The organism is Aurantimonas sp. 22II-16-19i, from assembly GCF_002088275.1.
Classification (GTDB): Bacteria; Pseudomonadota; Alphaproteobacteria; order Rhizobiales; family Rhizobiaceae; genus Jiella.
Window position 1 is genome coordinate 226282 of sequence record NZ_AQQS01000002.1, and the last position, 26797, is coordinate 253078.

The 26797-nt window shown below is 68.4% G+C and carries 26 protein-coding genes; 10 read left to right on the forward strand and 16 right to left on the reverse strand.

Going from position 1 to position 26797, the window contains the following annotated elements:
• Positions 1-5 precede the first annotated feature (5 nt).
• The 3 genes from ATO4_RS03625 to phnG are packed head-to-tail and all read right to left on the reverse strand — an operon-like array spanning position 6 to position 2231.
• On the reverse strand, positions 6-1151 hold the full coding sequence (locus ATO4_RS03625; protein ID WP_083590041.1) for a carbon-phosphorus lyase complex subunit PhnI: 1146 nt from the start codon (positions 1149-1151) through the stop codon (positions 6-8).
• Between the two features lies 1 nt (position 1152).
• Positions 1153-1755, reverse strand: a complete 603-nt coding sequence (phnH, locus tag ATO4_RS03630; protein ID WP_083590042.1) for a phosphonate C-P lyase system protein PhnH — start codon at positions 1753-1755, stop codon at positions 1153-1155.
• Complete coding sequence (phnG, locus tag ATO4_RS03635) at positions 1755-2231, reverse strand: phosphonate C-P lyase system protein PhnG (RefSeq protein ID WP_083590043.1); 477 nt, start codon at positions 2229-2231, stop codon at positions 1755-1757. The genes phnH and phnG overlap by 1 nt, the downstream gene beginning before the upstream one ends.
• A 312-nt stretch (positions 2232-2543) precedes the next feature.
• Between phnG and phnF the strand changes: the two genes are divergently transcribed.
• Positions 2544-3296, forward strand: coding sequence for a phosphonate metabolism transcriptional regulator PhnF (phnF, locus tag ATO4_RS03640; RefSeq protein ID WP_083590044.1), 753 nt, complete (start codon positions 2544-2546; stop codon positions 3294-3296).
• Positions 3297-3318: 22 nt separating this feature from the next.
• On the opposite strand, the gene ATO4_RS03645 is transcribed toward phnF, so the two are convergent.
• Entirely contained in the window at positions 3319-4230 is a 912-nt protein-coding gene (locus ATO4_RS03645) for a CehA/McbA family metallohydrolase (protein WP_083590045.1), read from the reverse strand.
• A 190-nt stretch (positions 4231-4420) separates the two neighbouring features.
• Here ATO4_RS03645 and ATO4_RS03650 point away from each other — a divergent pair, with 190 nt between their 5' ends.
• The 6 genes from ATO4_RS03650 (at position 4421) to ATO4_RS03675 (ending at position 10983) form a co-directional block, all read left to right on the forward strand.
• Positions 4421-5569 (forward strand): extracellular solute-binding protein, encoded by a 1149-nt coding sequence (locus ATO4_RS03650; RefSeq protein WP_083590046.1) that lies wholly within the window; start codon positions 4421-4423, stop codon positions 5567-5569.
• A 131-nt stretch (positions 5570-5700) separates the two neighbouring features.
• Positions 5701-6639 (forward strand): lysophospholipid acyltransferase family protein, encoded by a 939-nt coding sequence (locus ATO4_RS03655; RefSeq protein WP_083590047.1) that lies wholly within the window; start codon positions 5701-5703, stop codon positions 6637-6639.
• Positions 6640-6837: 198 nt separating this feature from the next.
• Entirely contained in the window at positions 6838-7974 is a 1137-nt protein-coding gene (locus ATO4_RS03660; protein ID WP_083590048.1) for an ABC transporter ATP-binding protein, read from the forward strand.
• A 1-nt stretch (position 7975) separates the two neighbouring features.
• Entirely contained in the window at positions 7976-9271 is a 1296-nt protein-coding gene (locus ATO4_RS03665) for an ABC transporter permease (RefSeq protein ID WP_083590049.1), read from the forward strand.
• Positions 9268-10143 (forward strand): ABC transporter permease, encoded by an 876-nt coding sequence (locus ATO4_RS03670; RefSeq protein ID WP_083590050.1) that lies wholly within the window; start codon positions 9268-9270, stop codon positions 10141-10143. The genes ATO4_RS03665 and ATO4_RS03670 overlap by 4 nt, the downstream gene beginning before the upstream one ends.
• A gap of 138 nt (positions 10144-10281) precedes the next feature.
• Positions 10282-10983: a hypothetical protein gene (locus tag ATO4_RS03675; protein ID WP_083590051.1), complete on the forward strand. Its 702-nt coding sequence runs from the start codon at positions 10282-10284 to the stop codon at positions 10981-10983.
• Here ATO4_RS03675 and ATO4_RS03680 read toward each other — a convergent pair.
• On the reverse strand, positions 10958-11641 hold the full coding sequence (locus tag ATO4_RS03680; RefSeq protein ID WP_176222847.1) for a tetratricopeptide repeat protein: 684 nt from the start codon (positions 11639-11641) through the stop codon (positions 10958-10960). The genes ATO4_RS03675 and ATO4_RS03680 overlap by 26 nt on opposite strands.
• 105 nt (positions 11642-11746) lie before the next feature.
• Positions 11747-12751, reverse strand: a complete 1005-nt coding sequence (locus tag ATO4_RS03685) for a D-cysteine desulfhydrase family protein (protein ID WP_083590053.1) — start codon at positions 12749-12751, stop codon at positions 11747-11749.
• Between the two features lie 186 nt (positions 12752-12937).
• Between ATO4_RS03685 and ATO4_RS03690 the strand changes: the two genes are divergently transcribed.
• On the forward strand, positions 12938-14779 hold the full coding sequence (locus ATO4_RS03690; RefSeq protein ID WP_083590054.1) for an ABC transporter ATP-binding protein: 1842 nt from the start codon (positions 12938-12940) through the stop codon (positions 14777-14779).
• Positions 14780-14824: 45 nt separating this feature from the next.
• On the opposite strand, the gene ATO4_RS03695 is transcribed toward ATO4_RS03690, so the two are convergent.
• Genes ATO4_RS03695 through ATO4_RS03715 form a run of 5 tightly spaced genes read right to left on the reverse strand, consistent with a single transcriptional unit; the run spans position 14825 to position 20434 of the window.
• Positions 14825-15811, reverse strand: coding sequence for an ornithine cyclodeaminase family protein (locus ATO4_RS03695; RefSeq protein WP_139802228.1), 987 nt, complete (start codon positions 15809-15811; stop codon positions 14825-14827).
• Positions 15808-17169, reverse strand: a complete 1362-nt coding sequence (locus ATO4_RS03700; protein ID WP_139802229.1) for a M20/M25/M40 family metallo-hydrolase — start codon at positions 17167-17169, stop codon at positions 15808-15810. The genes ATO4_RS03695 and ATO4_RS03700 overlap by 4 nt, the downstream gene beginning before the upstream one ends.
• Entirely contained in the window at positions 17166-18086 is a 921-nt protein-coding gene (locus ATO4_RS03705) for an ABC transporter permease (RefSeq protein WP_210191011.1), read from the reverse strand. Before ATO4_RS03705 ends, ATO4_RS03700 begins: the two co-directional genes overlap by 4 nt.
• 5 nt (positions 18087-18091) lie before the next feature.
• Positions 18092-18931 carry an ABC transporter permease gene (locus tag ATO4_RS03710; protein ID WP_083590055.1) on the reverse strand — a complete coding sequence of 280 codons (840 nt, stop codon included), beginning with the start codon at positions 18929-18931 and terminating at the stop codon, positions 18092-18094.
• 3 nt (positions 18932-18934) lie between these two features.
• Complete coding sequence (locus ATO4_RS03715) at positions 18935-20434, reverse strand: ABC transporter substrate-binding protein (protein ID WP_083590056.1); 1500 nt, start codon at positions 20432-20434, stop codon at positions 18935-18937.
• Between the two features lie 125 nt (positions 20435-20559).
• Between ATO4_RS03715 and ATO4_RS03720 the strand changes: the two genes are divergently transcribed.
• Positions 20560-21282, forward strand: coding sequence for an FCD domain-containing protein (locus ATO4_RS03720; RefSeq protein WP_210191012.1), 723 nt, complete (start codon positions 20560-20562; stop codon positions 21280-21282).
• A 26-nt stretch (positions 21283-21308) separates the two neighbouring features.
• Here the strand turns inward: ATO4_RS03720 and ATO4_RS03725 are convergent, their stop codons facing one another.
• Positions 21309-22151: a sulfurtransferase gene (locus ATO4_RS03725; protein WP_083590058.1), complete on the reverse strand. Its 843-nt coding sequence runs from the start codon at positions 22149-22151 to the stop codon at positions 21309-21311.
• 367 nt (positions 22152-22518) lie between these two features.
• Between ATO4_RS03725 and ATO4_RS03730 the strand changes: the two genes are divergently transcribed.
• On the forward strand, positions 22519-22971 hold the full coding sequence (locus ATO4_RS03730; RefSeq protein WP_083590059.1) for a MarR family transcriptional regulator: 453 nt from the start codon (positions 22519-22521) through the stop codon (positions 22969-22971).
• Positions 22972-23176: 205 nt separating this feature from the next.
• On the opposite strand, the gene ATO4_RS03735 is transcribed toward ATO4_RS03730, so the two are convergent.
• The 4 genes from ATO4_RS03735 to ATO4_RS03750 all read right to left on the reverse strand — a co-directional run bounded on the left by ATO4_RS03735 (position 23177) and on the right by ATO4_RS03750 (position 26752).
• Entirely contained in the window at positions 23177-23362 is a 186-nt protein-coding gene (locus ATO4_RS03735; RefSeq protein ID WP_083590060.1) for a hypothetical protein, read from the reverse strand.
• A 134-nt stretch (positions 23363-23496) separates the two neighbouring features.
• Complete coding sequence (locus ATO4_RS03740; RefSeq protein ID WP_083590061.1) at positions 23497-24438, reverse strand: glyoxylate/hydroxypyruvate reductase A; 942 nt, start codon at positions 24436-24438, stop codon at positions 23497-23499.
• Positions 24438-25097 carry an NUDIX hydrolase gene (locus tag ATO4_RS03745; RefSeq protein ID WP_083590062.1) on the reverse strand — a complete coding sequence of 220 codons (660 nt, stop codon included), beginning with the start codon at positions 25095-25097 and terminating at the stop codon, positions 24438-24440. Before ATO4_RS03745 ends, ATO4_RS03740 begins: the two co-directional genes overlap by 1 nt.
• Complete coding sequence (locus tag ATO4_RS03750) at positions 25094-26752, reverse strand: ABC transporter ATP-binding protein (protein WP_245308549.1); 1659 nt, start codon at positions 26750-26752, stop codon at positions 25094-25096. The genes ATO4_RS03745 and ATO4_RS03750 overlap by 4 nt, the downstream gene beginning before the upstream one ends.
• Positions 26753-26797: the final 45 nt, after the last annotated feature.

The window sequence follows — 26797 nt, forward strand, 5'->3', positions numbered from 1 at the left end:
ACCGGTCATTTCTCCGCGTCCTCGTCCCGGACACCGTTGCCTGAAGGCCGACCCGCACCGCTGGGCTCGGCTCCATCGGCGGGCCTCGCGCCATGCTCGGCCTTCATCCGGCGCAGAAGCTCCAGCTCGGCCTGGAAGTCGACATAGTGGGGCAGCTTCAGATGTTCCACGAAGCCGGTCGCCTGGACGTTGTCGGAATGGGCGAGGACGAATTCCTCGTCCTGCGCCGGCGCTCGGCGCTCCTCGTCGAACTCGCCCGCCCGCAGCGCCCGGTCGACGAGGCTCATGGCCATCGCCTTGCGTTCGAGCTGTCCGAATACCAATCCGTATCCGCGAGTGAACTTCGGCGGCACGTCTTTCGAGCCGGCGAACTGCGAGACCATCTGGCATTCGGTCACGCGGACGCGGCCGATGGTGACGGCAAAGCCGAATTCCGGCAGGTCGACCTCCACCTCCACCTCGCCGATGCGGATCTCGCCGACGAAGGGATGGGTGCGGCCATAGCCGCGCTGGGTCGAATAGCCGAGGCCGAGCAGGAAGCCCTCGTCGCCTCTGGCCAGTGCCTGGAGCCGAAGATCGCGCGAGGCGGGAAAGGCCAGCGGTGAGCGGGTGAGGTCGGCGGGCTTGCCGCCATGATCCGCGCCGTCGCCCTCGATCAGCGCTTCGTCGCCGAGAATGTCGGTCACCCGCGGGGCGGGGCCGTCCTCTGCCGGCCGGCGCGATGCCGGCGCCGCGACCTCGCCGTCCTCGGCCATTTCCGGCTCGATCAGCCGGTGGGTATAGTCGAAGGTCGGGCCGAGCAGCTGCCCGCCGGGCAGGTCCTTGTAGGTGGCCGAGATCCGCCGCTCGATCAGCATCTTTCCGGTATCGATCGGGCGCGAGGCGGCAAAGCGCGGCAGGGTGGTGCGATAGGCGCGGATGAGGAAGATCGCCTCGATCAGGTCGCCGCGCGACTGGCGCACGGCCATTGCCGCGAGTTCCGGATCGTACAGCGATCCCTCGGCCATCACCCGGTCGACCGCGAGCGCCAGCTGGCCGGCGATCTGCTCGAGCGTCAGTGCGGGAACCGAGCGGTCGCCGCGCCGCCGGTCGGCGAGGAGGCGATGCGCATTGGCGATGGCGGCCTCGCCGCCTTTCACGGCAACGTACATCTCAGCCCTCCGTGACGATGGTGGAGCGGGGCAGGCAGAGCGCCTGCGTGCCGGCGGTCAGGATCAGGTCGAGCCCGCAAGGGTCGAGCGTCCGGTTGGCCCGCCGCGCCGCGACGAAGCCGTCACCGAGCCCTGCGACGCGGATGAGCGCGTGGCCGGAAATGCCGGGCCCGGTCAGGCGGAGTGCCTCGCCGCTGTCCAGCGAAGGCACCTCGACCAGCAGCGTCGCCGAGCGGTCCGGATAGGCGAGGGTGCCGAGGGCGAAGGTTTCCAGCGCCGACCTGTCGAAGCCGCGGGTGACGGCGAACCGCGCCGCGCCCGGCTCGGCCAGCCGGGCGCTGGTCTGGAAGCCGAGCCAGGCGGCGAGCGCATCGCCCGCGCCCTCGACGCTGACGGGCGTGTCGGCATCGGCGAGGGTGCAGAGGATCGCGCCCTGGGCGGGGGAGAGCGGCGCGGGCGGGGCGCAGCGGGACTCGAGATCGACGATGGTCCCGGGGCGCGACATCGCCTGCAGCAGGGCGGCGAACACCGCCTGCGCGTCGAACACCGGATCGGCGAAGCCGCCTTCGACCGCGCGGCGGGAGAGCTCAGTGGTGTCGGCCATCAATCCTCTCCGCGCATCATGGTGAAAAAGTCGACCCGCGTTGCTTCGGTCTCGGATCGCCGCTCGCGGTCGGCTTCGGCAAGCGCCGCTTCGAGGACTGCGACGACCTCGCTTTCCACGCCTTCCCGCGCCGCCTCGACCTGCCAGAGCGCGTCGAAGGCCGCGGCGAAGGTCGCGCGGTCGCCGTCGCGGCCGAGCACCATGGCGTGGCCCACCGGTCCTTCGTCGAGCCGGACGCTCGCCCGTGTCACGCTGGCCTCGCCGAGATTGAAGGGCGCGCCGCCGCCGCCCGCCCGGCCGCGCACCATGACGAGGCCGGCCTCGGGGCCGCGCAGGGGCAGGATCTCGCGGCCGCCGCCGAGCTTTCCCCAGGCTTCGCACAGGAACGCGGCATCCGCCTTCGCGAAGGCCGAGACCGCACGCCGACGGCCATTGTCCGGGGATGAGGGGGAAGGTGTGTCGTCGGGGCGGTGCATGATCTTACCGTCACTCGCGAAGAGCAGTTCGTTCGGACCTTATTGTCTATTTGTATAGACAACTGGATGATGTCTATTTAGCATGTCGGCTATGACGGGTAAATGACGATTCGCCCGAGTTTCTTCCGGATCCCCGTCGCGCAAGTCAGCGACGGCGTCGCCCTGTGGGAAACGAAAGGGGTCGAGATTCGCCGCGCTGGCCTTTGGGAGCCTGCCGGCGGTACGTCGCAGGCCGGTCAGTGGGACCAGTGGCCGCCGAGACATGCCGGGGCGAGACATGCCGGGACGACTGCAAAATCGAGAAAGGCTGCGATGACGTTAGAATCCAGCGCCGGCATCGCCCGATGGCGGCAGATCGCCGACCATCTGCGCCTCGACATCGCCGAGGGGCGGCTGTCCGACATGCTGCCGAGCGAGGCGCGGCTGGCCGAACGCTTCGCCGTCAACCGTCACACGGTGCGCCGGGCGATCGCGACGCTCGCCGAGGAGGGGCTGCTGGCGGCGACGCGCGGCCGGGGCACCTTCGTGACGCCCCGGCCGGGCCGCATCGCCTATCCCGTCGGATCGAGCAGCCGCTTTTCCGAAAACATCGGCGCCGCCTCCCGCGAGCCCGGCGGGTCGATGATCGGCGCCGTGCGCGAGGCGGCTCCGGCCGACATCGCCGCTCGTTTCGGCTGTCGCATCGGCGCGCCGCTGGTCCGGCTGGAGTTGTTGCGCGTCGCCGACGGCGCACCGCTGATCGTGTCGACCGTCTGGTTCGAGGAGGCGCGGGTGCCCGGCATCGTCGCCGCCTATGCCGAGGCGGGCTCGATCACCAAGGCGCTCGCCAGCCTCGGCTTCGCCGAACAGCGCCGGCTGTGGACGCGGGTCGCGGCGATCGCGGCGGAGCCGGGCGACGCCGAGCATCTCGCCTGTCCGCTCGCGGCGCCGCTGATCTCGACGACCAGCCTCACCGTCACCGCGGCAGGCGAGCCGCTGCAATATGCCCGCTCGCGCTTTCTCGGCAGCCGGGTGGAACTGGTCTTCGATCACGCCGGCGAAGCCAGGCCGCCGGAGGGACGCTGACGGCTCGCGTCCCCGAAAGCCTTCAGTCCGGGAAGATCGGGTTCGACCAGGCGAGCTTGCCCGCATCGTCGCAGACGACGACGCGGCACCAGTCGCCGGCGACGCGCTTCAGCGAGAGTTCGGCCGAGACCAGCGAGCCGTCCTGCTCATAGGCGGTCTCGGCCCGGCTGCCGCGGCCGACCAGCGAGATCATCCGGGCCGGCGAGGTCCGTACCAGGAGCGTGTCGCCCGCAGTCTCGATCGCCTCGATCGCCGGTCCCTGGCTGGAATAATAGAGGCCGTCCTTCATCGCCGCGAGGAGGGCGTCCGGCCGGTTCGTTTCGGCCTTGACCATCATCCAGCCGCCGCCGGCGTCCGGGATCTTCAGATGGGCATCGTCGGTGGCGTAGCCGGTGAGGTGCCGGTGCCCCTCGTTCAGGAGCTGGTCGAGGAGCGCCGTGCCGTCGCCGCGGCCGGTCTCGATGGCGCAGCCGGTGTTCCAGATCTCCACCGCATGGGCGACGTCCGCCAGCGCCCGGCCGTCCTCGATCGTCAGCGACGACCATTGCGGATGGGCGATTCCGACGAAGGCGCCGGCATCGCGGGCCCGACGGGCGAGGGACTCCATCCGCTCGTCGGGAAACGGCGGGTCGAAGTCGGCCGGCAGGCCACAGGCGAGGACGTGCCAGATTTCGCCCTGGCTGTTCTGCGGCGCGTGGATCTCGGCACCGAGGATCGTCGTGAATCCGTCGCCGCGAAACTCGTTCGTATCGGTGATCGGGAAGTCGAAGGCGGGCAGGAAATGGTCCGACAGGCAGAGGAAGTCGTAGCCCATGCCGCTGTAGAGCCCGCACACCTCCCCCGGCGACAGCGCGCCGTCCGAACGGGTGGAGTGGGTGTGGATGTTGCCGCGGTGGAATCGCCCCGCGGCGGAGAATGCCTCGCGCCCGTCCATGTCTCAGTTCTCCGATGACCAATCGCCGGATCCTTCCGGCAGTTCGATGACGCGGGGATGACGCCCGAATGAACACCCCGGCGCTGGCGCTGCGGCCCCGTCACCGCTCTGTCATCGTGCCGATAACGAAACGTCATCTGCGAGGGCTACAAGGCGCGGTCAAATTCTCCCCTTCCGGATGGGACTTTCCATGACCTTCGCCAACCCGATCACCCGCCGCTCGATGCTGAAGGCAGGCGCCGCTTCCGCCACATTCCTCGCCGCTCCGGCCATTCTCACCCGTCCGGGCTTCGGCCAGAGCTCCGGCACGGTCAACGTCTTCGTCTGGGGCGACTACGTCCAGCAGAACATGATCGACAAGTTCCAGAACGACACGGGCATCAAGCTCAACCTGTCGACCTACGGCTCCAACGACGAGGCCACGCAGAAGCTGAAGGCCTCCGGCGGCAAGGGCTTCGACATCATCTTCCCGTCGGTGACCAACGTCGCCAACTACCAGGACGGCGACACCTTTCTGCTGCAGCCGATCGACGAGACGAAGGCCAATGTCGGCAACGTGATCTCGTCGATGTATCGCGATTCGATCCAGCTCGGCGCCGTCCAGAACGGCAACCGCGTCGCCATCCCGTTCAACTGGGGCACCGAGGCGGTGACCTTCGATTCGACGGTGTTCGAGGGCGTCGCCGATGCCGACGTCTCCTACGGCATGCTGTGGGATCCGAAGGCCAAGGGCAAGGCGGCCTTCCGGCAGAAGTCGGTGCTGATCGGCACCGGACTCTATCTCGATGCCATGGGCGAGGTGCAGTCGAACCGCATGCTCGACGTCTACAAGAGCGAAGAGGACATGCGCCGGGTCTTCGACACGGTCGCCAGCTATATCGTCGATCATCGCGAGAACTTCGGCGCGTTCTGGAACAACGCCACCGAGGCGCTCAACGCCTTCCAGCAGTCCGGCTGCGTCGCCGGCCAGACCTGGGATTCCACCGGCCTGCTGCTCAACCGCGACAAGCCGGAGCTGAAATACCGCATGCCCAAGGAAGGCGGCATGACCTGGATGGACTCCATGGCGATCCCGTCCGGTGCCGAGAACCTCGACCAGGCCTATGCCTTCATCAACGCCATGCTCGACCCCGAGATGGCCGGCCTGATGAGCGCCAACACCGGCTACAACTCCTGCGTCGACGGCGCGGCAGCGAACGCCGGCGAGGTCTATGCGCGCCAGTTCCAGGAAGTCTACACCGCCGAGAACCTCGCCAATCTCTGGTGGTGGCAGCCGGATACGCCGTTCTTCGCGTCCGGCCAGCAGGAATATGTCGACCGCATCACCAACGCGTCCTGAGCCGAATGGGGCGCGGCTTCGAGCCGCGTCGGTCGATCAACCGCGGCGCGCGAGACCATCTTGCGCGCCGCCGTCAAAACCAGAGGGTTGCGGCGGCTCGCCGCGCCCTTCCGTCCTGAAGGGTGCGGGAATTGGACGAGCGCAATCCGACAGCCTGTCTTGCCGGCGAGAAGACGACCGGCAGGTCCCATGGCGAAGTGCGGCTTTCATACGCGGCGACGATCGAGCACCGCCTCATGCGCCAGCTGTGCCTCGGCCTCGAGGCGATGACCGGCCGGCGCCGCCTCGAGGCGCTCTACCGGGACTATGTCGGCGACCCTTCGCGCGGCGACTTCTTCGCCGAGGCGATCGCGCGCATGAACATCCGGCTGGCCGGCCAGGGCGTCGCGCACATTCCCCGGCAGGGGCCGCTGGCCGTCGTCGCCAACCATCCCTACGGCGCCATGGACGGGATCGCCCTCGGCTGCCTGCTCGGCCGCTTTCGCGGCGACGTCCGGATCATCGCCCATTCGGCGCTGGCCAGGGTTCCCGAACTGGCCGAGAAGCTCTTCGCCATCGACTTCTCCGGCACCCGGGAGGCCGAGCGCGCCAACATCAAGGCGCGGGCTGCCGCGCTCGCCCATCTGAAGGACGGCGGCTGCCTGATGGTGTTTCCGGCCGGCGGCGTGATGACGACGCCGCATCCGCTCGCAAGGCGCGCCGTCGAGCTGACCTGGGGCCCGCTGTCGGCCCGGCTGATCATGCGCTCCGGCGCGACCGTCCTGCCGGTCCATGTCCCGGGCCAGAACTCGCGCCTGTTCCAGATCGCCAGCCACCTGTCGCAATCGCTTCGCTATGCGCTGCTATTCCACGAGGCGGCGCGGATGATCGATGGTCGGATCGCGCTGCATGTGGGACGGCCGATCGATCCGACGGTGATCGCCGGCTTCCAGGACGCCGTGGCACTGACCGAATGGCTGCGCTGGCAGGTATTCTCGCTCGGCACGGCCGCCATCCCCGACGAGCCCGACTTCTTTGCCGGCATGTTCGAGGAAGACACCAGCGAGAGCGAGGCGATGCCGGCGGTCTGATCGCAAGTCCTGACGATCCCTCCGGGAGATCGAACTTCAGCACCTGTCGATAACTCCGGTCGGTCGCCACGCGGATTTCACATGCTGTCCGGTCCGATCGGTCGGACAGCGCGTGACAAGGCGGTTCGGGTCGCCGGAAGAATGGGTGCGGCTGGCCTTCAGGCCCCGGCCGGAGTTGCAACGAGGGGATATTCCGGCATGGATGGGAAAAGCGTCGAGCTTTCCGGCATCACCATGGTGTTCGACGGCTACACCGCCGTGCACCCGACCGATCTCACCATTCCCGCCGGCGAATTCCATTCCATCCTCGGGCCCTCCGGCTGCGGCAAGACCACGCTCCTGCGGATCCTCTCCGGCTTCCAGCGGCCGAGCCGGGGCCATGTGCTGATCGGCGGCGAGCCGGTCGACCACCTGCCGGCCAACCGACGGCCCACCGCGATGATCTTCCAGTCGCTCGCCTTGTTCCCCCGCATGAGCGTGCGCGACAACGTCGCCTTCGGTCTCGAGGCGCGGGGCATGTCAAAGCGCGAGCGCGGCGAGAAGGCCGACGAGCTCCTCGCGCTGGTGGCCCTCGAGGCCCATGCCGACAAGCGGCCGGACCAGCTCTCCGGCGGCCAGCGCCAGCGCGTGGCGGTCGCCCGTGCGCTCGCGGTCGAGCCGGCGGTGCTCTGCCTCGACGAGCCGCTGTCGGCGCTCGACCTGAAGCTTCGCCAGCACATGCGCACCGAGCTGCGCTCGCTGCAGAAGCGCACCGGCGTCACCTTCATCTACATCACCCACGACCAGGGCGAGGCCCTGACCATGTCGGACCGGATCTCGGTGATGAACAAGGGCCGGATCGAGCAGGTCGGCACCCCCACCGAAATCTACGACGCGCCCGCCACGCCCTTCGTCGCCGGTTTCGTCGGCGAGCAGAACGTCTTTGCCGGAAGGGTGACCGCGATCGAGAACGGCTTCGCCCGCCTCGACGGCCCCGGCGGCACCTTCACCGGACGCCGCATGATCGACGTTTCCGTCGGCGACGAGGCGATCCTGATGGTCCGCCCGGAGCGCACGGGCTTCGCCGGCCCGGACACCGACGACGGCAACCGGCTGAGCGCGCGGGTCGAGGGGCGCGAACTCGAGGGCCCCTACCTCAATCTCGTCGCCCGCGACGCGACCGGCCGCCGGATCGTCCTGCACCTGGCCAATGACGGACGCGCGCATCCCGAGGGCGGCCCGGCGGTGATCGGCTTCCGGCCGGAGGACGCCATCGTCATGACCGCCGCGAGCGGCGCCGCCGATGCCGCGGCACGGGTCGACGATGCGGGCGCCGACATGGCGGCGAGAGGTTGAGATGACCACGCTCCTGCGCACCTATGGCGGGCCGCTGACGACGCTGATCGTCGCCCTGGTGGTCCTGTGGATCGGCGGCATGATCGCCGCGCCGCTCCTGACCATGGCGGAGCGCTCCCTCGTCCATGTCGACCGCGGCGACGAGCTGACCCGGACGAACACCGCCGTGAACCGGCTGTCGCGGGACATCGCGACGATGGACTACGATCTGGCGGCGCATGAGCGGGAACAGGCCGATCTCAGGGCCGCGTCCCCCGGTGCGGCAAGCGGCGCCGAGGCCGGTGGCGGCGGCGGCTTCCTCGTCCCCGGCATGAGCGTTCCCTCTGCCGGCAACCGGCCGAACCCGGTCGAGCCCCCGTCGCCGTCACCCTCACCCTCACCCTCACCCTCACCCTCTCCCTCGGCGCCCTCGCTGCTGCCGTCCTTCGGGGCCGGCCCTGCCGCCGAGCGCACGTCGGACACCATCGCCCGGGAGATCGCCGACCTGCAGACGCGGCGTGCCGCGGCACAGGCCGAAATGGCGTCGCTGAAGGAGCGGCAGGCCGAACTCGTGGAAGCGAAAGCCAACGCCCCGCGCTATTCCTTCAAGAACTATTCGACGATTTCGCCGCTGCATCTGACGATCTTCGTCAAGACGATCTTCTACGCGGCCCTCGTCACCCTGATCGCCTTCGTCGTCTGCTATCCGGTCGCCTATTTCGCCTCGAACCTGAAGGGAGCGCTCGGGGCCGGCGTGATCCTGCTCCTCCTCGTCGTGCCCTATTCGATCAACGAACTCCTGCGGGTCTATGCCTGGGTGATGATCCTCGCCCGCGAGGGCGTCCTCAATTCGGCGCTGCAGGCGGTCGGCCTCGTCGGCAGCGACGGGCCGCAATGGGCGGCCTCGAACAACGCGGTGTTCCTGGTCTCCGCCTACACCTTCGTCCTGTTCATGATGTTCCCGCTGATGAACGCCCTCGGCACCCTCGACCGCAGCCAGGTCGAGGCGGCGCGCGATCTCGGCGCCTCGGTGTGGCGTGTGCACTACCGGGTGGTCATGCCCCACGCCAAGCCCGGGATCGCCATGGGAGCGATCCTCGTCTTCATGCTGTCGGCGGGCGTGATCACCGTGCCCGAACTTCTCGGCCGCGGCCTGCATCCGGACTGGTTCAGCCAGGTGATCTACCGGCGGTTCTTCGAAAGCGGCAACTGGAACCAGGGCTCGGCCTATTCGCTGATGCTGCTCTTCAGCTGCATCGTCTTCATCCTGATGGTGCTGTCGCTGTTCCGCGTGTCCATCCGGGAGATCGCCAAATGAGTGCGACCGTCGGCGAGCCGCCCGTCCTCGATGTCGGAGTGCGGACGAATTCCGGAACGCGCTTCTTTGCCAGTGGCGCCGGATCCGTCCTGATCAAGCTCTATCTCGGCGTCTTCTTCGTCGTTCTGTTCGCGCCGATCGTCATCATGGTGGCGGCGGCCTTCAACGCCTATCCCTCGCCCTCGATCACCGTCTGGCAGGGCTTCACGCTGAAATGGTTCGCCGCGATCTTCAACGATGCGCGGATGATGACCGGGCTGATGAACTCGCTGCTGATCGCCTGCGGCGTCATCGTCATCGCCATTCCGCTGGGCCTGTCCGGGGCGCTGCTTCTGACCCGGCTCGAAAGCCGGGCGAACGGTTTCCTCTACACCGTTCTCGTCGCCCCGATCATGATCCCGGGCATCGTTCTCGGCTGCACCTCGATGATCTTCTGGCGCGATGCCTTCGGCGTCGATGCGGGGCTGTTCACGGCGATGATGGCCCAGGCCTCCTTCATCGCCTCCTATTGCCTGCTCCTGTTCATGGCGCGGCTGTCGCGCCAGGACCGCAGCCTCGACGAGGCCGCTGCCGACCTCGGCGCGACGCCCCTCTTCACCTTCCGGCGGGTGACGCTGCCCTTCCTCGCGCCGACCATCGCGACGGCCTCGGTGCTGGCCTTCCTGCAGTCGATCGAGAATTTTCCCACCACCTTCTTCGCGATCGGGCCGGACTATACGCTGGTCACCGAGATCGCCAGCCGCATGCGCTTCGGCCTGTCGCCGATGATCAACGCCATCGGCGTCATCTTCATCGTCGTGACCATCGTCGCCTCGCTGATCTGGGCAAGCGGCCGGGTGCGGGCCGAGCGGCAGGCGCGCACCGGCGCGTGACGACGCTGCGAGGGACGGGGGGCGAGGTCTGGAGCTGCGAGGGCAGGGGGGCCAAGGTCTGAGGCTGCGAGGGCCGGGCGTGCGCCAAGCGGAGAGGGCGGCTTGCCTCGCGTGTGCCGGCACGCCACTGTTCCGCGCATGAAGCTACAGTTCCGCTGCCTGCCCGGCTGGAAGGGCAGGATCCCCGAGCCGAGACCTGCCACTGGCAACCTGCCGGCCTGGCTGAAGGCCATGCCGCGCAGCGCCATCTCCGGGATTGCCGGCGGCGAAGTGCGCACCGTGAAGCAGTGCCCGCCCTTCGTCGACGCCATGGGCGCCGGCGTCCTGTTTCCGCTGATCGCAGATCTGCAGGTGAAGGACGGCGTCTTCGAATGGGACAGCGGGCTGCCTGCCCATCCGCTCGCGAGGCTCACGCGCTCGCCGATCGGCCTGCATCTGCCCGAACAGCTGACCGGCTTTCCCGGCGCCGATCCGGCGAGCTTCGCCGTCAAGTTCACCAACCCCTGGACGCTGCAGATGCCGGAGGGCTGGTCGATGCTGTTCTCCCATCCGCACAACCGGCCGGAGCTGCCGTTCCGCACGCTCACCGGCCTCGTGGACGCCTTCCCGGCCGGCTTCGTGCATTTTCCGGCTCTGTGGACCGATCCGGCCTTCGAGGGCGTCGTTCCGGCCGGTACGCCGGTGGCGCAGGGCGTGCTCGTCCGACGGGAGGCGGTCACGATCTCCTGCGGTGAGATGGACGATGCGGAACTGGCCGCGAGCCTCGACCTCCAGGATGCCCTCGACGCCGATCCCGGCGTCTATCGCAAGCGGTTCAGGACGGGGCCGACCGGGGATTGAGCGCCAGCCTGCCGCGCGCGCCTTTCGAGCGCAGCGACAGGACGATGCCCGCATGGGCAGGATCGACGCTCGCCCAGGCCCGCTCGGCCTCGTCGAAGCGGCCGAGATCGCGCAGTGCCTCGCCCCGGCAGAGATGATGGCCGTCGCCGAGGGCGCTGGCGGCGACGTCGCCCAGGACCGCGAGCGCGTCGGAGGGGCGGCCGAGCAGCAGCGCCGCGCGGGCGGTGTTGAGGGTTGCATCCGCATCGCCGGGATGGCTGGCGAGATAGGCCATGCCGGCGTCGAAGGACGCCTGCGGTTCGCCCGCCTCGAGCCCGCAGGCAGAGATCTCGAACAGTGCCTTGATGTTCGCGGGATCGAGCTCGCGGGCCCGGCGTGCGGCGGCGAAACCGTCTCGTGGCCGGCCCGAAAGCCGCAGGGCGAGGGCGTGGTTGTAGTGGAGGGCGGCGTTGTCCGGCTCGGCGGCGACCAGAATGTCGAGCGCGGCGGCCGCGGCCGGAAAATCGCCGCGGGTCAGAGCGTGGAGAAGCGCGGCCGTGGCGGCGTGAGTTTCGGGCGCCGGCGCCTTCGGTCCGGCCTGCCGCCGCCGTGTCGCCGGCTGCCTGCCGCCGCCAGAGGTTGCGCTTTGCCCGTTCCTGCCTGCCCGGCCGCCTCGCATCGCGCCGTCTCCCGCGTCTGACCCCTCGGTCCGGCATCCATGGCAGGTCATGCGGCACGGCGGCAAGTGGGGCCGTCGGGCAGGCGGCGGCCCGGGCGAAACGGTTCAGTCCGCGCGGTCGCGGGTCAACAGTTCGGCATGGGGGAAGAGGGCGGGGGAGCCGCCGCAATGGACGAACAGCACGCGCCGGCCGGGCGCGATGCGGCCCCGTTCGACGCAGTCGATCAGCCCGGCCATCGCCTTGCCGGTATAGACCGGGTCGAGGAATAGGCCCTCGCTGCGCGCCAGCCGGCCGATGGCGGCGTTGCCCTCGGCGCTGGGCACGGCATAGGCCTCGCCGACATAGCCGGTCTCGATCGCGACGTCCGCAGGATCGAACCGCTTGTCGAAGCCGAGGAGCTCGGCGCCCGCATTGGCCATGGCGGCGATACGCTCGGAAAACGGCACCGCGCTGCCGCTGACGGCAATGCCGATCACCTTGGTCCGGGGCCAGAACATCGCGCAGCCTACGAGCAGGCCCGCCAGCGTGCCGCCGGAGCCGACCGGGGCGACGATCAATTCGGGAGCCGGCCGTCCCGCCTCGCCATATTGCTCGCACAGCTCCTTCACCGCCGCGACGTAGCCCATCGCGCCCAGCGCGCTCGCTCCGCCGAGCGGGATGATGTAGGGCGTCTCGCCCCTGGCCGATGCGGCGTCGGCGTGCTGCTGCATACGCGGATTGATTTCGGTGAAGTAGGCGTCCGGATCGAGGAAATCGATCTCGGCGCCGAGAAGATGGTCGAGCAGCAGGTTGCCCTGCATGACGTCCGGCCTGTTGCCGCGCAGCACGAGGACCGGCTTCATGCCGAACTTGCGGGCGGCGGCCGCCGTCATCCGGGCATGGTTGGACTGGTGGCCGCCGGTAGTGATGAGCACCTTCACGCCCCGGTCGACCGCGTCGGCCATCAGATATTCGAGCTTGCGCACCTTGTTGCCGCCGCCGCCGAAGCCCGTGAAGTCGTCGCGCTTGACCGTCAGCTCGATGCCGAGTTCCGCGCTGATCCGCTTCAGATCCTCGAGGGGGGTCGGCAGGAAGCCGAGGGAGATGCGGGGGATGTCGGAAAGCTTCATGTTGCGCTCGAACTTGTGCCGGAGGGGGTGTGGCGGGGCACGGTGGAAGCAATCGCTCCTGTTGTGATATATGATATATTTGGTAGGATCGGCGCAACGCCTTCGGTGGTGTATGAAGGAATTCTGCGCCTGAACGTTGCGCATGGCCGCAGACGGTGATCATAGGCGTACACGGTGGAGACGAAGATGGCCGATCCGATCATCCGCGTCGACGGTCTCGGCGCGTCATTCTTTCGCGACGGGGCGTGGCACGAGGTTGTGCGCGGCGTTTCCTTCGCCGTCCATGCGCGCGAGACGCTGGCGCTGGTCGGCGAATCGGGCTCCGGCAAGAGCGTGACGGCGCTGGCGATGATGCGGCTCCTGCCGCGCGAGACGAGCCGGCTGACCGGCAGGATCGTCCTCGAGGGGCGGGACCTCCTGGCGATGCCCGAGCCGGCGATGCGCCGGGTGCGCGGCAACGAGATCGCGATGATCTTCCAGGAGCCGATGACCAGCCTCAATCCGGCGCTGACGGTCGGCGACCAGATCTCTGAGGTGCTCGTCCATCACGACTCGATGTCCTTCCGAGAGGCGAAGGCCGCGACGCTGCGGCTGCTCGACAAGGTGCGCATCCCGGCCTCGGCGCGCCGCTTCGACGAATATCCGCACCAGCTGTCAGGCGGCATGCGGCAGCGGGTGATGATCGCCATCGCGCTGGCCTGCCGGCCGAAGCTCCTGATCGCCGACGAGCCGACCACGGCGCTGGACGTGACGATCCAGGCGCAGATCCTCGAACTCATCAAGATCCTGCAGGAGGAGGAGGACCTCGCCGTCCTGTTCATCACCCACGACATGGGCGTCGTCGCCGAGATCGCCGACCGGACGGCGGTGATGTTCAAGGGCGAGGTGGTGGAGACCGGCAACACCGCCGCCATCTTCCACGCGCCGCGCGAGGCCTATACACGGGCGCTGCTCTCGGCCGTGCCGGAACTGGGCTCGATGCGCGGCACCTTCCTGCCGGCCCGCTTCCCGCTGATCGATGGGGCGACCGGCAAGCCGGACGGCGTCGGCGAGACCGCCCGCGCGCCGGACCAAGCCGCGACGCCGCTGCTGCGCGTCGAAGGTCTCACCGCTCGGTTCGACACGGCGTCCGGCTTCTTCGGCCGCGTCACCGGAAGGGTCCATGCGGTCGAGAATGTCTCCTTCGATCTCGCCGCCGGGGAGACGCTGGCTCTTGTCGGGGAATCGGGCTGCGGCAAGTCTTCCACCGGCCGGGCGATCATGCGGCTCACGCCGGCCCAGGCCGGCTCGATCGCCCTCGACGGGCGCGAGATCCTCGGCCTGAAGGGTGCCGATCTCGGCTTCCTGCGGCGCAGCGTCCAGATGATCTTCCAGGATCCCTTCGCCAGCCTCGATCCGCGCATGCGCGTCGGCGCGGCGATCGCCGAGCCGATGCTGGTGCACGGCACCGCCGGCCGCGAGGAGGCCAGGCACAGGGTCGCCGAACTCCTGCCGCGGGTCGGGCTCGAGCCGGCGATGGCGGGCCGCTATCCGCATGAATTCTCCGGCGGCCAGCGCCAGCGCATCTGCATCGCCCGGGCGCTGGCGCTGGAGCCGAGGCTCATCGTCGCCGACGAGGCGGTCTCGGCCCTCGACGTCTCGATCAAGGCGCAGGTGATCAACCTGATGCTCGACCTGCAGCGCGACCTCGGCCTCGCCTTCCTGTTCATCTCCCACGACATGGCGGTGGTCGAGCGGATGAGCCACCGGGTGGCGGTGATGTATCTCGGCGAGATCGTCGAGATCGGGCCGCGCCCGGCGATCTTCGAAAATCCCCAGCATCCCTATACCCGCCGTCTGCTGGCGGCGGTGCCGATCCCGGATCCGGCCCGCAAGGGCATCCGGCGGCCGCTCGACGATGCCGAGATCAGGAACCCGATCCGCCCGGTGGACTACGTGCCGCCGAAACGGCAATGGCGGACGGTCTCCCCCGGTCATCTCGTCCAGGTCTGGGGCGAGGAATGGGCGGAGCCGGCCAAGGCGGCCTGAGCCGCAATGCGGGGCGGTCACGCCGACGCGGCGGCGGCGAGGGCGTCAGAACAGCGGCACGACCGTCCCGATGCCGCCCGCCTCGGCTTGTTCGAGCACCCGCGCGGCGAGGGCGATGTCGAAGACGTTGAGCCCGAAGCTCGAAAAGAACACCGAGTCTTTATGGTCTGGGCGCCAGCCGTCGACCACGATGGCGGCAAGGTCGGCGGCGACGCGGGCGGGCTGGAAGCGCCCGGCGCGATACATCTGGAAGAGGCTCTTGGCGCTCTTCTCGGCAAATCCGCCCCAGAGATCGACGGTCACGGCATCGAAGGCGTCGATGGCGCCGAAGCGAACCTCGTTGAAGCCGGCCTGGACGACCAGCCGCCCGGAGCGAACGGCCTCGCGCCCGAGAAGCGGCGTCGGTGCCGCCGTGCAGCAGAGGACGACGTCGGCGTCGGTGATCGCCTCGAGCAGCGTCGCCGCCGCCGCGACGGGCGGCCCGTCCGCCTGCCGCAGTTCGGCGAGGAGAGCGTCCCGCCGCTCCGGCGTCCGGTTCCACAGGCGGATCGCCGAAACGCCCGGGAACAGCGCCCGGACCATCTCCGCATGGGTCTTCGCCTGCGCGCCCGCGCCGAGAATCGCGACGCTGCGGATCCGCTCTGCGGCGAGCATCCGCATGGCGATGGCCGAGACGGCGGCGGTGCGCATCCGTGTGAGGAGGGCGCTTTCGACGAGGCCGAGGGGCCGGCCGTCGCTGAGCCGATTGACGAGGGTGGTGCTGGTGATGCTGGGCAGCTCGGCGCTGGGGGCGGCGCGGTGCATCGCCCATTTCAGCCCCGCCGCGTCATAGCGCCCGCCGACCGAGGCGGGCAGGCCATAGGCCTTCTCGCGCGGATCGGTGCCGACCGGCAGGACGCATTCGTCGACCATTGCCGCCTCGCCGAGACGCAGGAGCCGCGTCGTCTCGCGCACGTCCTCCACCGCCAGCGACCAGTCGCCGGCGCCGGCGGCGAGCGCCTCGGTGCGGGAGAGGATGCGAAGCGTGATCATCCGTCGCCGTCTCCCATCCGTCCCATGGCGGTGAGCCAGGCCTCGACCGACCTCAGGAAGCGCGGATAGCCTTCGAGGGTCAGGAACTCGTCGACGCCATGGGCATTGCCGCCCCGCCCGGCACCGCCGATCAGGAAGGATCGGGTGTGCGGCGCAAAGGCATAGGCGGGCGCGGCGCCGATCGCCCAAGGCCAGATCTGCGGCGGCCGGGAAGTCTCGGCATAGGCGGCAAGCAGCGCCTCGACGCCGGCCGATTGCCGCGGGAAGCGATGGCCCGGATAGGAATCGGCGAGGTCGATCGTCACGCCGTCCAGCCCGTCCTGCGCGAGTGCCGCCCGATAGGCGGCGACGAAGTCGGCCGGATCGAGGCCCGGCGGGCATCGCAGGTCGAAACCGGCATGGGCCGACGCGGGAATCACCGCGTCGCCGGCGGCAGGTTCGGTCGCAAGGCTCGAGATGGTGGCGGAGGCCGTCGACAGCACGTGGCGGAGCAGCGTCTCGGCGTCGCCGTCGATGGCGTAGCGCCGGGTCTTGCGGAAGGCGAGTTCGGCCATGGGATCGAAGGACTTCGCAAGCTCTGCGACGATCTCTCCCGCCTCGGCGTCGAGCGCGATCTCGGCGAGCCGCCCGGTCGGCGACTGGCCGAAGCGGGAGAGGGCCGCGACGAGCCGGCTCGCCGGATTGGCGATCCAGGGCGCGTTGCTGGAATGGATCGCGGCCGACGGCCCGCCCCATTCGCCGCCTTCGACGCCGATCCTGCCCTTGGCGATGCCGGAAAAGCCGAGAGTGAGGCGGGGAGGCCCGCCGCCATATTCGCAGAAGGACGGGAACAGCCCGCCGAGCGACGGCCGCACCGGGCAGTCCGGCTCGGCCAGATAATCCCGCAGCGCGCCGCTGCCGCTCTCTTCCTCGCCCTCGACGACGATCTCGACATTGACGCCGAGGTCGCCCCGCTCGGCGAGGTCCTTCAGGACCGTCAGCATGCCGGCCAGCGGCCCCTTGTTGTTCTCCGCCCCGCGGGCGACGAAGCTCGGCCCGATCCCTTCGAGGTCGACGATCCCGCCCGCAAAGGGCGGCGCCTGCCAGCCCTCCTCGCTCGCCGGCATCACGTCATACATGTTGTAGAGGACGACGCTGGTCGCAGCGCCGGTGTCGATGCGGGCGTGGACGACCGGCGCTCGGCCCCGGCTCGGCCTTGCCGAGACGATCTCGGCGCCAAGGTCTCGGCTCAGCCAGTCGGTGAGGGCCGCGGCCTGCCGGGCGAGCGACCGTTCGTCGCCGCGCACCGACGGGATGGCGCACCATTCCGCCGTCAGCGCCAGGGCCGCTTCAGTGAGTGCTCCGGAAGCCGCGGTCACAGCCGGATCCTCGGATTGAGGAAGACATAGGCGATGTCGACGAGGAAGTTCATCACCACGAAGACGAAGGCCGCGAACAGCACCACCGCCTGGACCACGGGAAAGTCCTTCGTCTGGATCGATTCGACGGCGAGGCGCCCGATGCCCGGCCAGGCGAAGATGATCTCGGTGATCAGCGCGCCGCCGAGCAGCGAGGCGAAATACATGCCCTGCACGGTGATCACCGGGATCAGGGCGTTGCGCAGCGCATGGTGCACGACGATGCGCCAGCTGGAGATCCCCTTGGCCCGGGCGGTGCGGATGTAGTTCTCGCCGAGCACCTCGATCAGGCTGGCGCGCACCAGCCGGGTGATGGCGCTGAAATAGTAGGCGCCGAGGGCGATCGAGGGGAGGATCAGCTGCCATGGCGTGCCGATGCCGCTGCTCGGCAGCCAGCGCAGGTTCAGCGAGAACACGATGATCAGGAGCAGCGCCAGCCAGAAGACCGGGATCGCCTGGCCGAGCAGCGAGATCACCCGGATGGCGAAGTCGATGCCGCTATTCTGGCGGATCGCGGCGATGGTGCCGAGGACGAAGCCGAGCAGCGAGCTCCATGCGAGCGAGACGCAGGCGAGCAGCGCCGTCGCCGGCAGGCGCTCGAACAGCAGGTCGAGAGCCGGGCGCTGAAAGCGCAGCGACTTGCCGAACTCGCCGGACAGCACCCCGCCGACGAAGCGGCCATACTGGATCCAGACCGGGTCGTTGAAGCCCATGGCCTGGCGGAAGGCTTCGATCTCGGCGCGGTTGGCGTCCGGCGGCAGCATCAGCGTCGCCGGATCTCCCGTCAGGAACAGCGCGAAGAAGACGATCAGCGAGACGCCGATCATGACCACCACCCCTTGCAGGGCCCGGCCGGCGATGAAGGACAGGGTTTTCACGGGGCTCAGGCGTTCCTGCGGTCGGCGCGGCGGACCAGCCAGTCGCCGAGGAGGTTGCAGCCGACCACCAGCGCGCCGATCACCAGGCCCGGATAGAGCACCAGCCAGTCGGCGAGGAGGATGAAGGACCGGCCCTCGCCGATCAGATTGCCGAGGGTCGGCGTCGGTGGCTGGACGCCGAGGCCGAGAAAGCCGACCGAGGCTTCCAGGATGACGAGGCGGGGCAGGTCGAGGGTCAGGAGCACGGTCTGCGGCCCGACGATGTTCGGCAGCACGTGGCGGAAGATGATGGCGAGGTTCGACATGCCGATGGCGCGCGAGGCCTCGACATATTCCAGTTCGCGCACCTCGAGGGTTCGGGCGCGGGCGACGCGGGCGAAGATCGCCCAGCCGGTCACCCCGAGGACGAGGACGAGATTGCCCATGGACGGGCCGACGACCGCGACGATCAGGAGAATGAGCAGGATGAAGGGGATCGCCATCTGGATGTCGACGGCGCGCATGATGACGATGTCGAGCCAGCCGCCGTAGTAGCCGGCGAGCATGCCGAGCACCGTGCCGAGGATCACCGAGATCACCGAGGCGGACAGGACGATGGCGAGCGAGACCGCCGTCCCGAGACCCAGCCGGGCGAGGAGGTCGCGTCCCAGCTGGTCGGTGCCGAGCGGGTGGAGCTGGCCGTCGATGACGCTCATCGGCGGCCGGAACGTGGCGGTCAGCGCCCCCCGCACCGGGTCGAGGGACCACAGCAGCGGAACGAGGATGCACAGAGCCGCCACCGCCACCAGGAGTGTGACGGCGAGCACGGCATCGGCGTTGCGCCGGACGGTCCAGAACTGCGTCATCCCTTACTGCGCAGCTTCCAGCTTGATGTCGAAGACGGGAATGCGGGCGTCGGGCCGGCCTTCGAACGTCACGTTCTTGGCTTTGCCGTAGAGGGCGTCTTCCTGGTAGAGCGTCAGCAACGGCACCTGCTCCCGGGCGACCGTCTGGATCTCCTCGAGGACCTTCTTGCGGGCCTCGGGGTCGACGATCTTGCGGCTCTCGTCCAGCAGCGTGTCGAGTTCCGGGACGGACGCGGTGGAATAGGGCTCGCCGCTGCGCATGATGGCGTAGATGGCCGCATCCGCGTCGAGGGTCTGGGTCGAGCCCCAGCCGAGCATGAAGATCGGGCCCTTGCGCGGCACGTCCTTGGTGTAGACCGCCCAGTCGAGAACCTCCTGGTCGATCTTGACGCCGATGTCGCCGAACTGCTGGGCGATGGCCTGGGCGACCTCGGAGTCCTTCATGTAGCGGCGGGTGGACTGCATCTTGATGGAGAACCCGTCGGGATAGCCGGCTTCCTTCAGGAGTTCCCTGGCCTTTTCCGGCTCGTAGGCGGTGGGCGGTACGTCGAGATAGCCGAAGTCGGCAGGGCCGACCTGGGTGCCCTTGACGCTCGCCATGCCGCCGAGAATGTTGTCGACGATGCCCTTGCGGTCGATCGCCGCGTCGAGAGCCTGGCGGACCTTCAGATCCTCGAGCGGCTTTTCCTTCATGACGAGGCCGAGATAGACGGTTAGGCCGCCGTTCTTCACCTGGACGAGATCGGCATCGGGGCTCTGGCGGACCAGCGGCACCAGATCGACCGGCACGTTCTCGACCAGATCGGCCTCGCCGGTGAGGAGCGCGGTCATGCGTGCGGTGCCATCGGGGATCGCCCGGAAGGTCACCTTGTCGATTGCGGGCTTGCCGCGCCAGTAGTCGGCGTTGGCTTCGAGGATGACGTGCTGGTCGGGCACGAAGTCGACGAGCTTGTAGGGGCCGGTGCCGATCGGCTTGGAGGCGAAGACGTCGTTGCCGACCTTCTCCACATATTTCGGCGGCACGATGTAGGCCGGATAGCGGCTCATCCGGGTCGGGAGCAGCGGATCGGGTCCATCGGTCTTGATCCGGACTGTTTCAGGATCCACAACTTCTACGCTGGCGACGGTCCGGATATAGGAGAGAGTCGGAGAGTTCGCCTGCGGATCGATGATGCGGTCGATGGTGAACTTCACCGCTTCGGCGTCGAAGCTCTCGCCATCATGGAATGTGACACCCGTGCGCAGCTTGAATTCCCAGGTAGTGTCGTCGATCGCCGTCCAGGAGGTGGCAAGTCCCGGAACCAGCTTCATCTCCTGGTCGCGCATGACGAGGGTGTCGAAGATGTTGTCGACGATCGTCGCCGCCTCGCGCAGGAAGCCCGGATCCATCGCGGTCGTCGAGACCGAGCGCGCGATGGTGATTTCCTCTTCGGCGGCGGAGGCCGGAAGATGCGCCGCGAGAAGCGCCGCTGTAGCGATGGCTAAGGCTCTGATATGTTTCATGATAGGACACAGCTCCAGTGAGTCGCCGGGGGCTGGGGGCGACAGCGAGACGGATCAGGGCAGAATGAGAATATATGATATATTTTTATGTGCAAGGCATGAGCTGAGGGGAGTGCGGGCTTAGGATGAAGCAAGCGAGCGGGGACAGGGGGCCGGGGTCGCCGTTGGGCCCGATGGGATTGGCGCCGCGGCGGAGCCTTGTCGCGCATGTCGAGGATGTGCTGCGGCAGGCACTGATTGAAGGCCGCCTGGAGCCGGGAACGCGTCTGGTGACGCGGGAACTTGCCGACAGCCTCGGCATGAGCATCACGCCGGTGCGCGAGGCGCTCGTGCGCTTCGTCGCCTCCGGTGTCCTGACCGCCGAACCGTCGCAGTCGTTCCGGGTGCCGACGCTCGATGGGGCTCAGTATGGGGAGATCGCCGAGGTGCGGAAGGCGGTTGAGGGACTGGCGGCGGCAAATGCAGCGCTGCGCATCTCGGCCAGCGAGATCGAGCAGATGGTCGAGCTGCTCGCCCGTTATCTGGCGGCGAAATCGTCGGACGATCCGCATCTGGCGCTGACCCTCAACAAGGAGTTTCGATTTGTCCTCTATGCAGCTGCCAATATGCCTACACTTCTGGGCGTGATCGAGATGCTCTGGCTGAAGGCCGGGCCGGGATTCAATTATCTTTACGACGGCGAGAAGCGGACGGTCACCGAACACGCCAATTACGAGGACCTTCTCGCCGCCCTGCGCTCACGAGATCAGGATGGCGCGCGCTGGGCGATAGAACACGCAATCGACGACGGTGCCAAGCGCGTCGTGGAAGCCATTGCCCGAAGAGGGGGGGCGACCAGCACGGTCTGACGCCTGGGCCATCGTGTTGCACCGCCTCAGTCTGCGCCGAGGGATTGGCGGGGCAGGTCGGTGCGGCGTCCCCACTCGTTCCAGGACCCATCGTAGATCCGCCAGCCGGATTTTCCCATTCGCTCGAGCTGGAATGCGAGCACCGCGGCGGTGACGCCGGAGCCGCAGGTGGTGACGATCGGCCGGTCGGGATCGATCCCCGCTTCGCGGAAGGCCTGCTCGGCCTCCTCTGGCGGGCGAAAGACGAAGCCGCGCTCGGGATCGATCATGCTCGTCCAGGGCAGGTTGATCGCGCCCGGCATGTGGCCGCTGGCAAGCCCCGGGTAGCCGGAGGGAAGAGCGCCGCTGAAGCGGTCGGGCGTTCGCGCATCGACCACCTGCGCCGAACCGGTCTCGAGGGCCGCGAGAACGTCCTGCCACGCCGCAAGGTCCGCCGGTTGCGGCTGCGGCGTGAAGACCTTCACCTGTAGTTGAGCCGGATCGCCCGTCTCGACGGGACGGTCCTCGGCCTGCCAGCGGCGCAGGCCGCCGTCGAGGATCGCCACCTTGTCGTGGCCGAAGCGGCGAAACATCCACCAGACCCGCGCCGCGACATAGGTGGCATCGTAGATCACGACCGGCGTCGAATTGCCGATCCCCAGCGCTCCGAGGGTCGCGGCGAAATGCTCCGGCGTCGGCATCGTGTTGGGATAGGGCGAGGCCGGATCGGAGGCGGCTTCGAGATCGAAGTGCCGGGCGCCGGGGACATGCCCGTCGCGAAAGGCCTCGATGCCCTTGCGTCCGGCCTCCGGTGCGAACCAGGCGCAGTCGAGCACGACCGCATCCTCACCGTCGCGTCGGCGCACGAGCTCGTCCGGTTCGATCAGCATCACCTGGCTCTCCTGGAAATCAACGCGGCACCACGAAGCATCGGACGGGCGCTCGGTCAACGGCGGGTGGGTCCCCGGACGCCGTCATTTCACCGGGTCGCGCATGGCGCGGCCTGCGCCGGGATTTTTGCGAAGAGGCGGGAATTCCGGCCCTTTAGAGTTTGCCGACAAGGCGATATGTCTCGCAGACCGTCGAATCGCCTGACAGTGAGGCGCGTGACGACATTCGGACCTACGCCGGCTGGCCATTTGCGGGCAGATACGGCATGCGTTGTTGTGCCCATTCGCTGGCATGGGTCTTATGTGATTGATCGAGCGAGGAACATCCCCCTCGCATGAGCAGACTGAATGGCTGAGACGGCTCGAGATGGCTGACCACAAGACTCTGCGCCTCGACGATCAACTCTGCTTTGCGCTCTACGCCGCGACGAATGCCGTGACGCGGGCGTACCGGCCGCTGCTGGCCGATCTCGACCTGACCTATCCGCAATATCTGGTGATGCTGGTGCTTTGGCAGGACGGCCGCTCCACGTCGCGCGCCATCGCCGATCGCCTGCATCTTTCCGCCAATGCCATCAGCCCGCTGCTCGAGCGGCTGGAGCGGGGCGGGCTGATTTTGCGCCAACGCGATCAGGCCGACCGGCGCGTCGTCCACATCGATCTGACGGAGCACGGCCGCGCGTTGCAGTCCCTGGCCTACGACGCACAGCAGGCGGTCGAATGCCGCACCGGTCTTGCTCTCGATGAGCTGGAACGTCTCCGCGACGAACTGGTAGCGCTCGCCATGCGCATGGGCGGGAATGCCGTCTCCTGTCCTTGACGCCCCCATCGGCCGCAGCCGCGGGCGTCAGAAGGGCGGGATCGACCGGACCGAGGCGGCGAGGCGCCACCTCGGTCGGCCACGACCGGATCAGTCGAAGCAGGTAGCCCGATGGACCCCATCGGCAGGTCGGACGTCTGGTCCGCTCACCCGCTGAGCCGAGCGGGTCGGATACACGGTCCGATCCGGGCGATCGGACGGGCGCTCAGTTGTTCGGCCCGTCGATGCGGGACGGAGAGATTGGATCGGAAGCCGGAAAGGTCTCGTCCAGCGCTTCGTCGAGTTCGGCTTCCTCGTGCTTGGCCTCGTCGCGTTCGCGCTTCTCCCGCTCGCGCTTTGCCTCGGAAGTCTCGTCGGCATCGTTCAGGCGGTTGTTGTTGCCATTGGTCATGGATTGCACCCTGTGACGGAATTCGTCCTGCCTGAACGATCATCCTCGCCGATGGTTTCCTTCGACCTCTTCGGCTGGCCGGTGTCCGGGACGCGCGGACGGCGCAACGTCGCCGGCTTGGCCGCTCCCCTGCGTCAATAGCCCGCCTGCCGGTCGACGACATTGTCCAGCGCCTCGCCGCGCTCGTGCGCCGCGATCTGGCGCATGATGATCGGCGCCAGTGCGTCCGGGTCCGAGAGCGCCGCCGCATGGGGCGTCACGAACACCTTCGGATGGCTCCACAGCCGCGATTCCGCCGGCAGCGGCTCGGCATTGAAGACGTCGAGCGAGGCCTCCATCAGCCGGTCCTCGTCGAGGGCGGCGAGGATCGCGGCCTCGTCCTGAAGCCCGCCGCGCCCGGCATTGACCAGCACCGGCCCACCGAGGGGCGTGTCGCGCTTCAGCCGGGCGAGGAGATCCTCGCCGATGATGCCGCGGGTGTCGGCGGTGAGCGGCAGGAGGACGACGAGAATGTCGCTTGCCGCGAGGAACGGGCCGAGGCCGGCGCTGCCGGCGAAGGTCTCGACGCCGTCGACGCGCTTCTCGCCCCGGCTCCAGCCGGTGACCTTGAAGCCCAGCACCTGCAGCTTCCTCGCGGCGTCGATGCCGAGAACGCCGAGGCCCATGATGCCGACGGTGATCTCGCGCGCCGCCGGCTGCATGCGCTCGTGCCAGATCTTCTGCGCCTGCTGCTGGCGATAGGCCCGGCCGCGGCGGAAATGATCCAGCACCCGCCAGACGACGTATTCGCTCATCCGCTCCTTCAGATCGTCCGCGACGATGCGCACGATGGGCACCGCGGGAAGTTCGCGGTCGGCGAGGATGTGGTCGACCCCGGCCCCGAGGGAGAAGATCGCCTTGAGCTCAGGCAGGGTGGCGAGCAGCCCCGGCGGCTGCTTCCAGACCACGGCGTAGTCGATCGGCTCGCCGCCGGCCTCGCTGGCGTCGACGACGATCCGCCGCTCGGGCGCCGCCTCGTGCAGCGCCTGCCACCAGCGGGAGGGATCGAATCCGGTGACGGAGAGGAGAATGGCCATCAGTCGCTTTCGCTGTCAAAGAGGCTGCCCTGCAGCGCCTGCGCTCGCGCGCGGCCCTTGCGGGCGAACCAGTGGGTGCAGGCGATGAGATAGCCGTTCAGGACACGGCCATCGTCGACCGCCGCGATCAGATCCTCCACCGGGGCGAGGATCGGGCGGATGTCTTCGTGCTCCTCGTCCTTGCCGGCGCTGATCCCGAGATGACTCGCATCGACGATGGCAAGGAAGATGTGGGCGTGCTCGTCGGTCAGTCCCGGCGAGGGCAGCATCGAGAAGCAGCGCTCGATGGCGAGGGCGGCAAGGCCGGTCTCCTCCTCCAGTTCCCGCGCCGCGGCCTCGGCGACATTCTCGCCGGCATCGACCATGCCGGCGGGAAGCTCCACCGCCGCCGCGTTCGGCGTGGCCAGCGACGCGGCCAGCCGGAACTGGCGGATCACGACGATCGAATCGCTCTGCGGATCATAGGGCACGATCACGGCCACCGCGCCGGTTGCCAGATATTCGCGCTCCATCGGGCCGATCCTGGCGCCGCCCTCGAGGGAATCATGCTCGATCGTCAGCTTCTTGAAGTCGCGGAAGCCGCTGTGGAGCAGCGCCTCGTCGACGATCTCGACGCCGAGCGGCTGGTCGGCCAGTTGGTCGCGATAATGCCCGCTCATTCCGATACGACTCCCGTCGGCGCCGCCTTGATGTCGAAGGCGGCGGCCATCAGCGCTTTCGTGTAGTCGGTGCGCGGCCGCTCGAAGATCTCTTCGGCGGGGCCGCGCTCGACCACCTGGCCGTTTCGCATGACGACCACCTCGTTGGCCAGCGCCCTGACGACCTTCAGATCGTGGCTGATGAACAGATAGGCGAGGTCGTGGCGTTTCTGCAGGTCGCGCAGAAGGTCCACCACCTGCGCCTGGACGCTCATGTCGAGGGCCGAGGTCGGCTCGTCCAGCATGACGAAACGGGGATTGAGGACCATGGCCCTGGCGATGGCGATGCGCTGGCGCTGGCCGCCCGAAAACTCATGGGGAAACCGGAAACGGGCGGCGGGATCGAGCCCGACCTCGGCGAGAACGTCGACGACCCGCTTGTCGCGCGCTTCGGCCGAAAGCCCGCGCTCGTGGATCGACAGGCCCTCGGCGATGATGTCGGCGATCGACATGCGCGGCGAGAGCGAGCCGTAGGGATCCTGGAAGACGATCTGCATCTTCCGGCGCAGCGGCTTCATCGCCTTGAAGGAGCGGGTGTCGATACGGTTCCCATCGAAGATGATCTCGCCCTTCGACGAGATCATCCGGCACAGCGCCAGGCCGAGGGTGGTCTTGCCCGACCCGGATTCGCCGACGACGCCGACGGTCTGGCCGGCCCGCAGCGTCAGGTCGATGCCGTCGACGGCCTTGACGTGGCTGGTGGTGCGGCGCAGCAGCCCGGTCTTGATCGGGAACCAGACCTTGACGTCGCGGGCCTCCATCACGACCGGCGAATTGACGTTGGCGGCCGGCGGGCGCCCCTTCGGCTCGGCGGCGAGCAGGTGCCGGGTGTAGGCGTGCTGGGGAGCGTCGAACAGCGCTCGCGTCGGCCCCTCCTCGACGATCTTGCCGCGATACATCACGCAGACCCGATCGGCGATGCGGCGGACGATGCCGAGATCGTGGGTGATGAACAGCATCGCCATGCCACGCTCGGCCTGGAGGGTCTTCAACAGCTCCAGGATCTGCGCCTGGACGGTGACGTCGAGGGCGGTGGTCGGCTCGTCGGCGATCAGGAGATCGGGATCGTTGGCGAGCGCCATGGCGATCATCACGCGCTGGCGCTGGCCGCCGGAGAGCTGGTGCGGATAGGCGCCGAGCCGCTCCTCGGCATTGCGGATGCCGACCTTGGCGAGGAGTTCGAGGGTGCGCTCGCGGGCCGCCTTGTCCGAGAAGCCGCGATGCAGCTTGAGCACCTCGCCGACCTGCTTCTCGATCGTGTGCAGCGGGTTGAGCGAGGACATCGGCTCCTGGAAGATCATCGAGATCCGGTTGCCGCGGACCTTCATCAGATCGCTCTCGTCGTCGTCGATGAGGTTTTCGCCCTCGAAATACACCGCGCCGCCCGGATGGCTCGCCGCCGGATAGGGCAACAGCTTCAGGATCGACAGGGCCGAGACCGACTTGCCGGAACCCGATTCCCCGACGAGGGCCAGCGTCTCGCCCTTGGCGATCGAGAAGGACACGTCGTCGACGGCGAGCACCGTCTTGCCGCTCTGGCTGAAGGCGACGGAGAGGTTCTCGACGGAGAGGAGGGCGGAAGCCTCGCCGACCTTCTTGATAGGTGTGCTCGTCAAGGGATGACTCCGCTGTGATCCGGCCCTGGATGTGGGTTTCGGTCG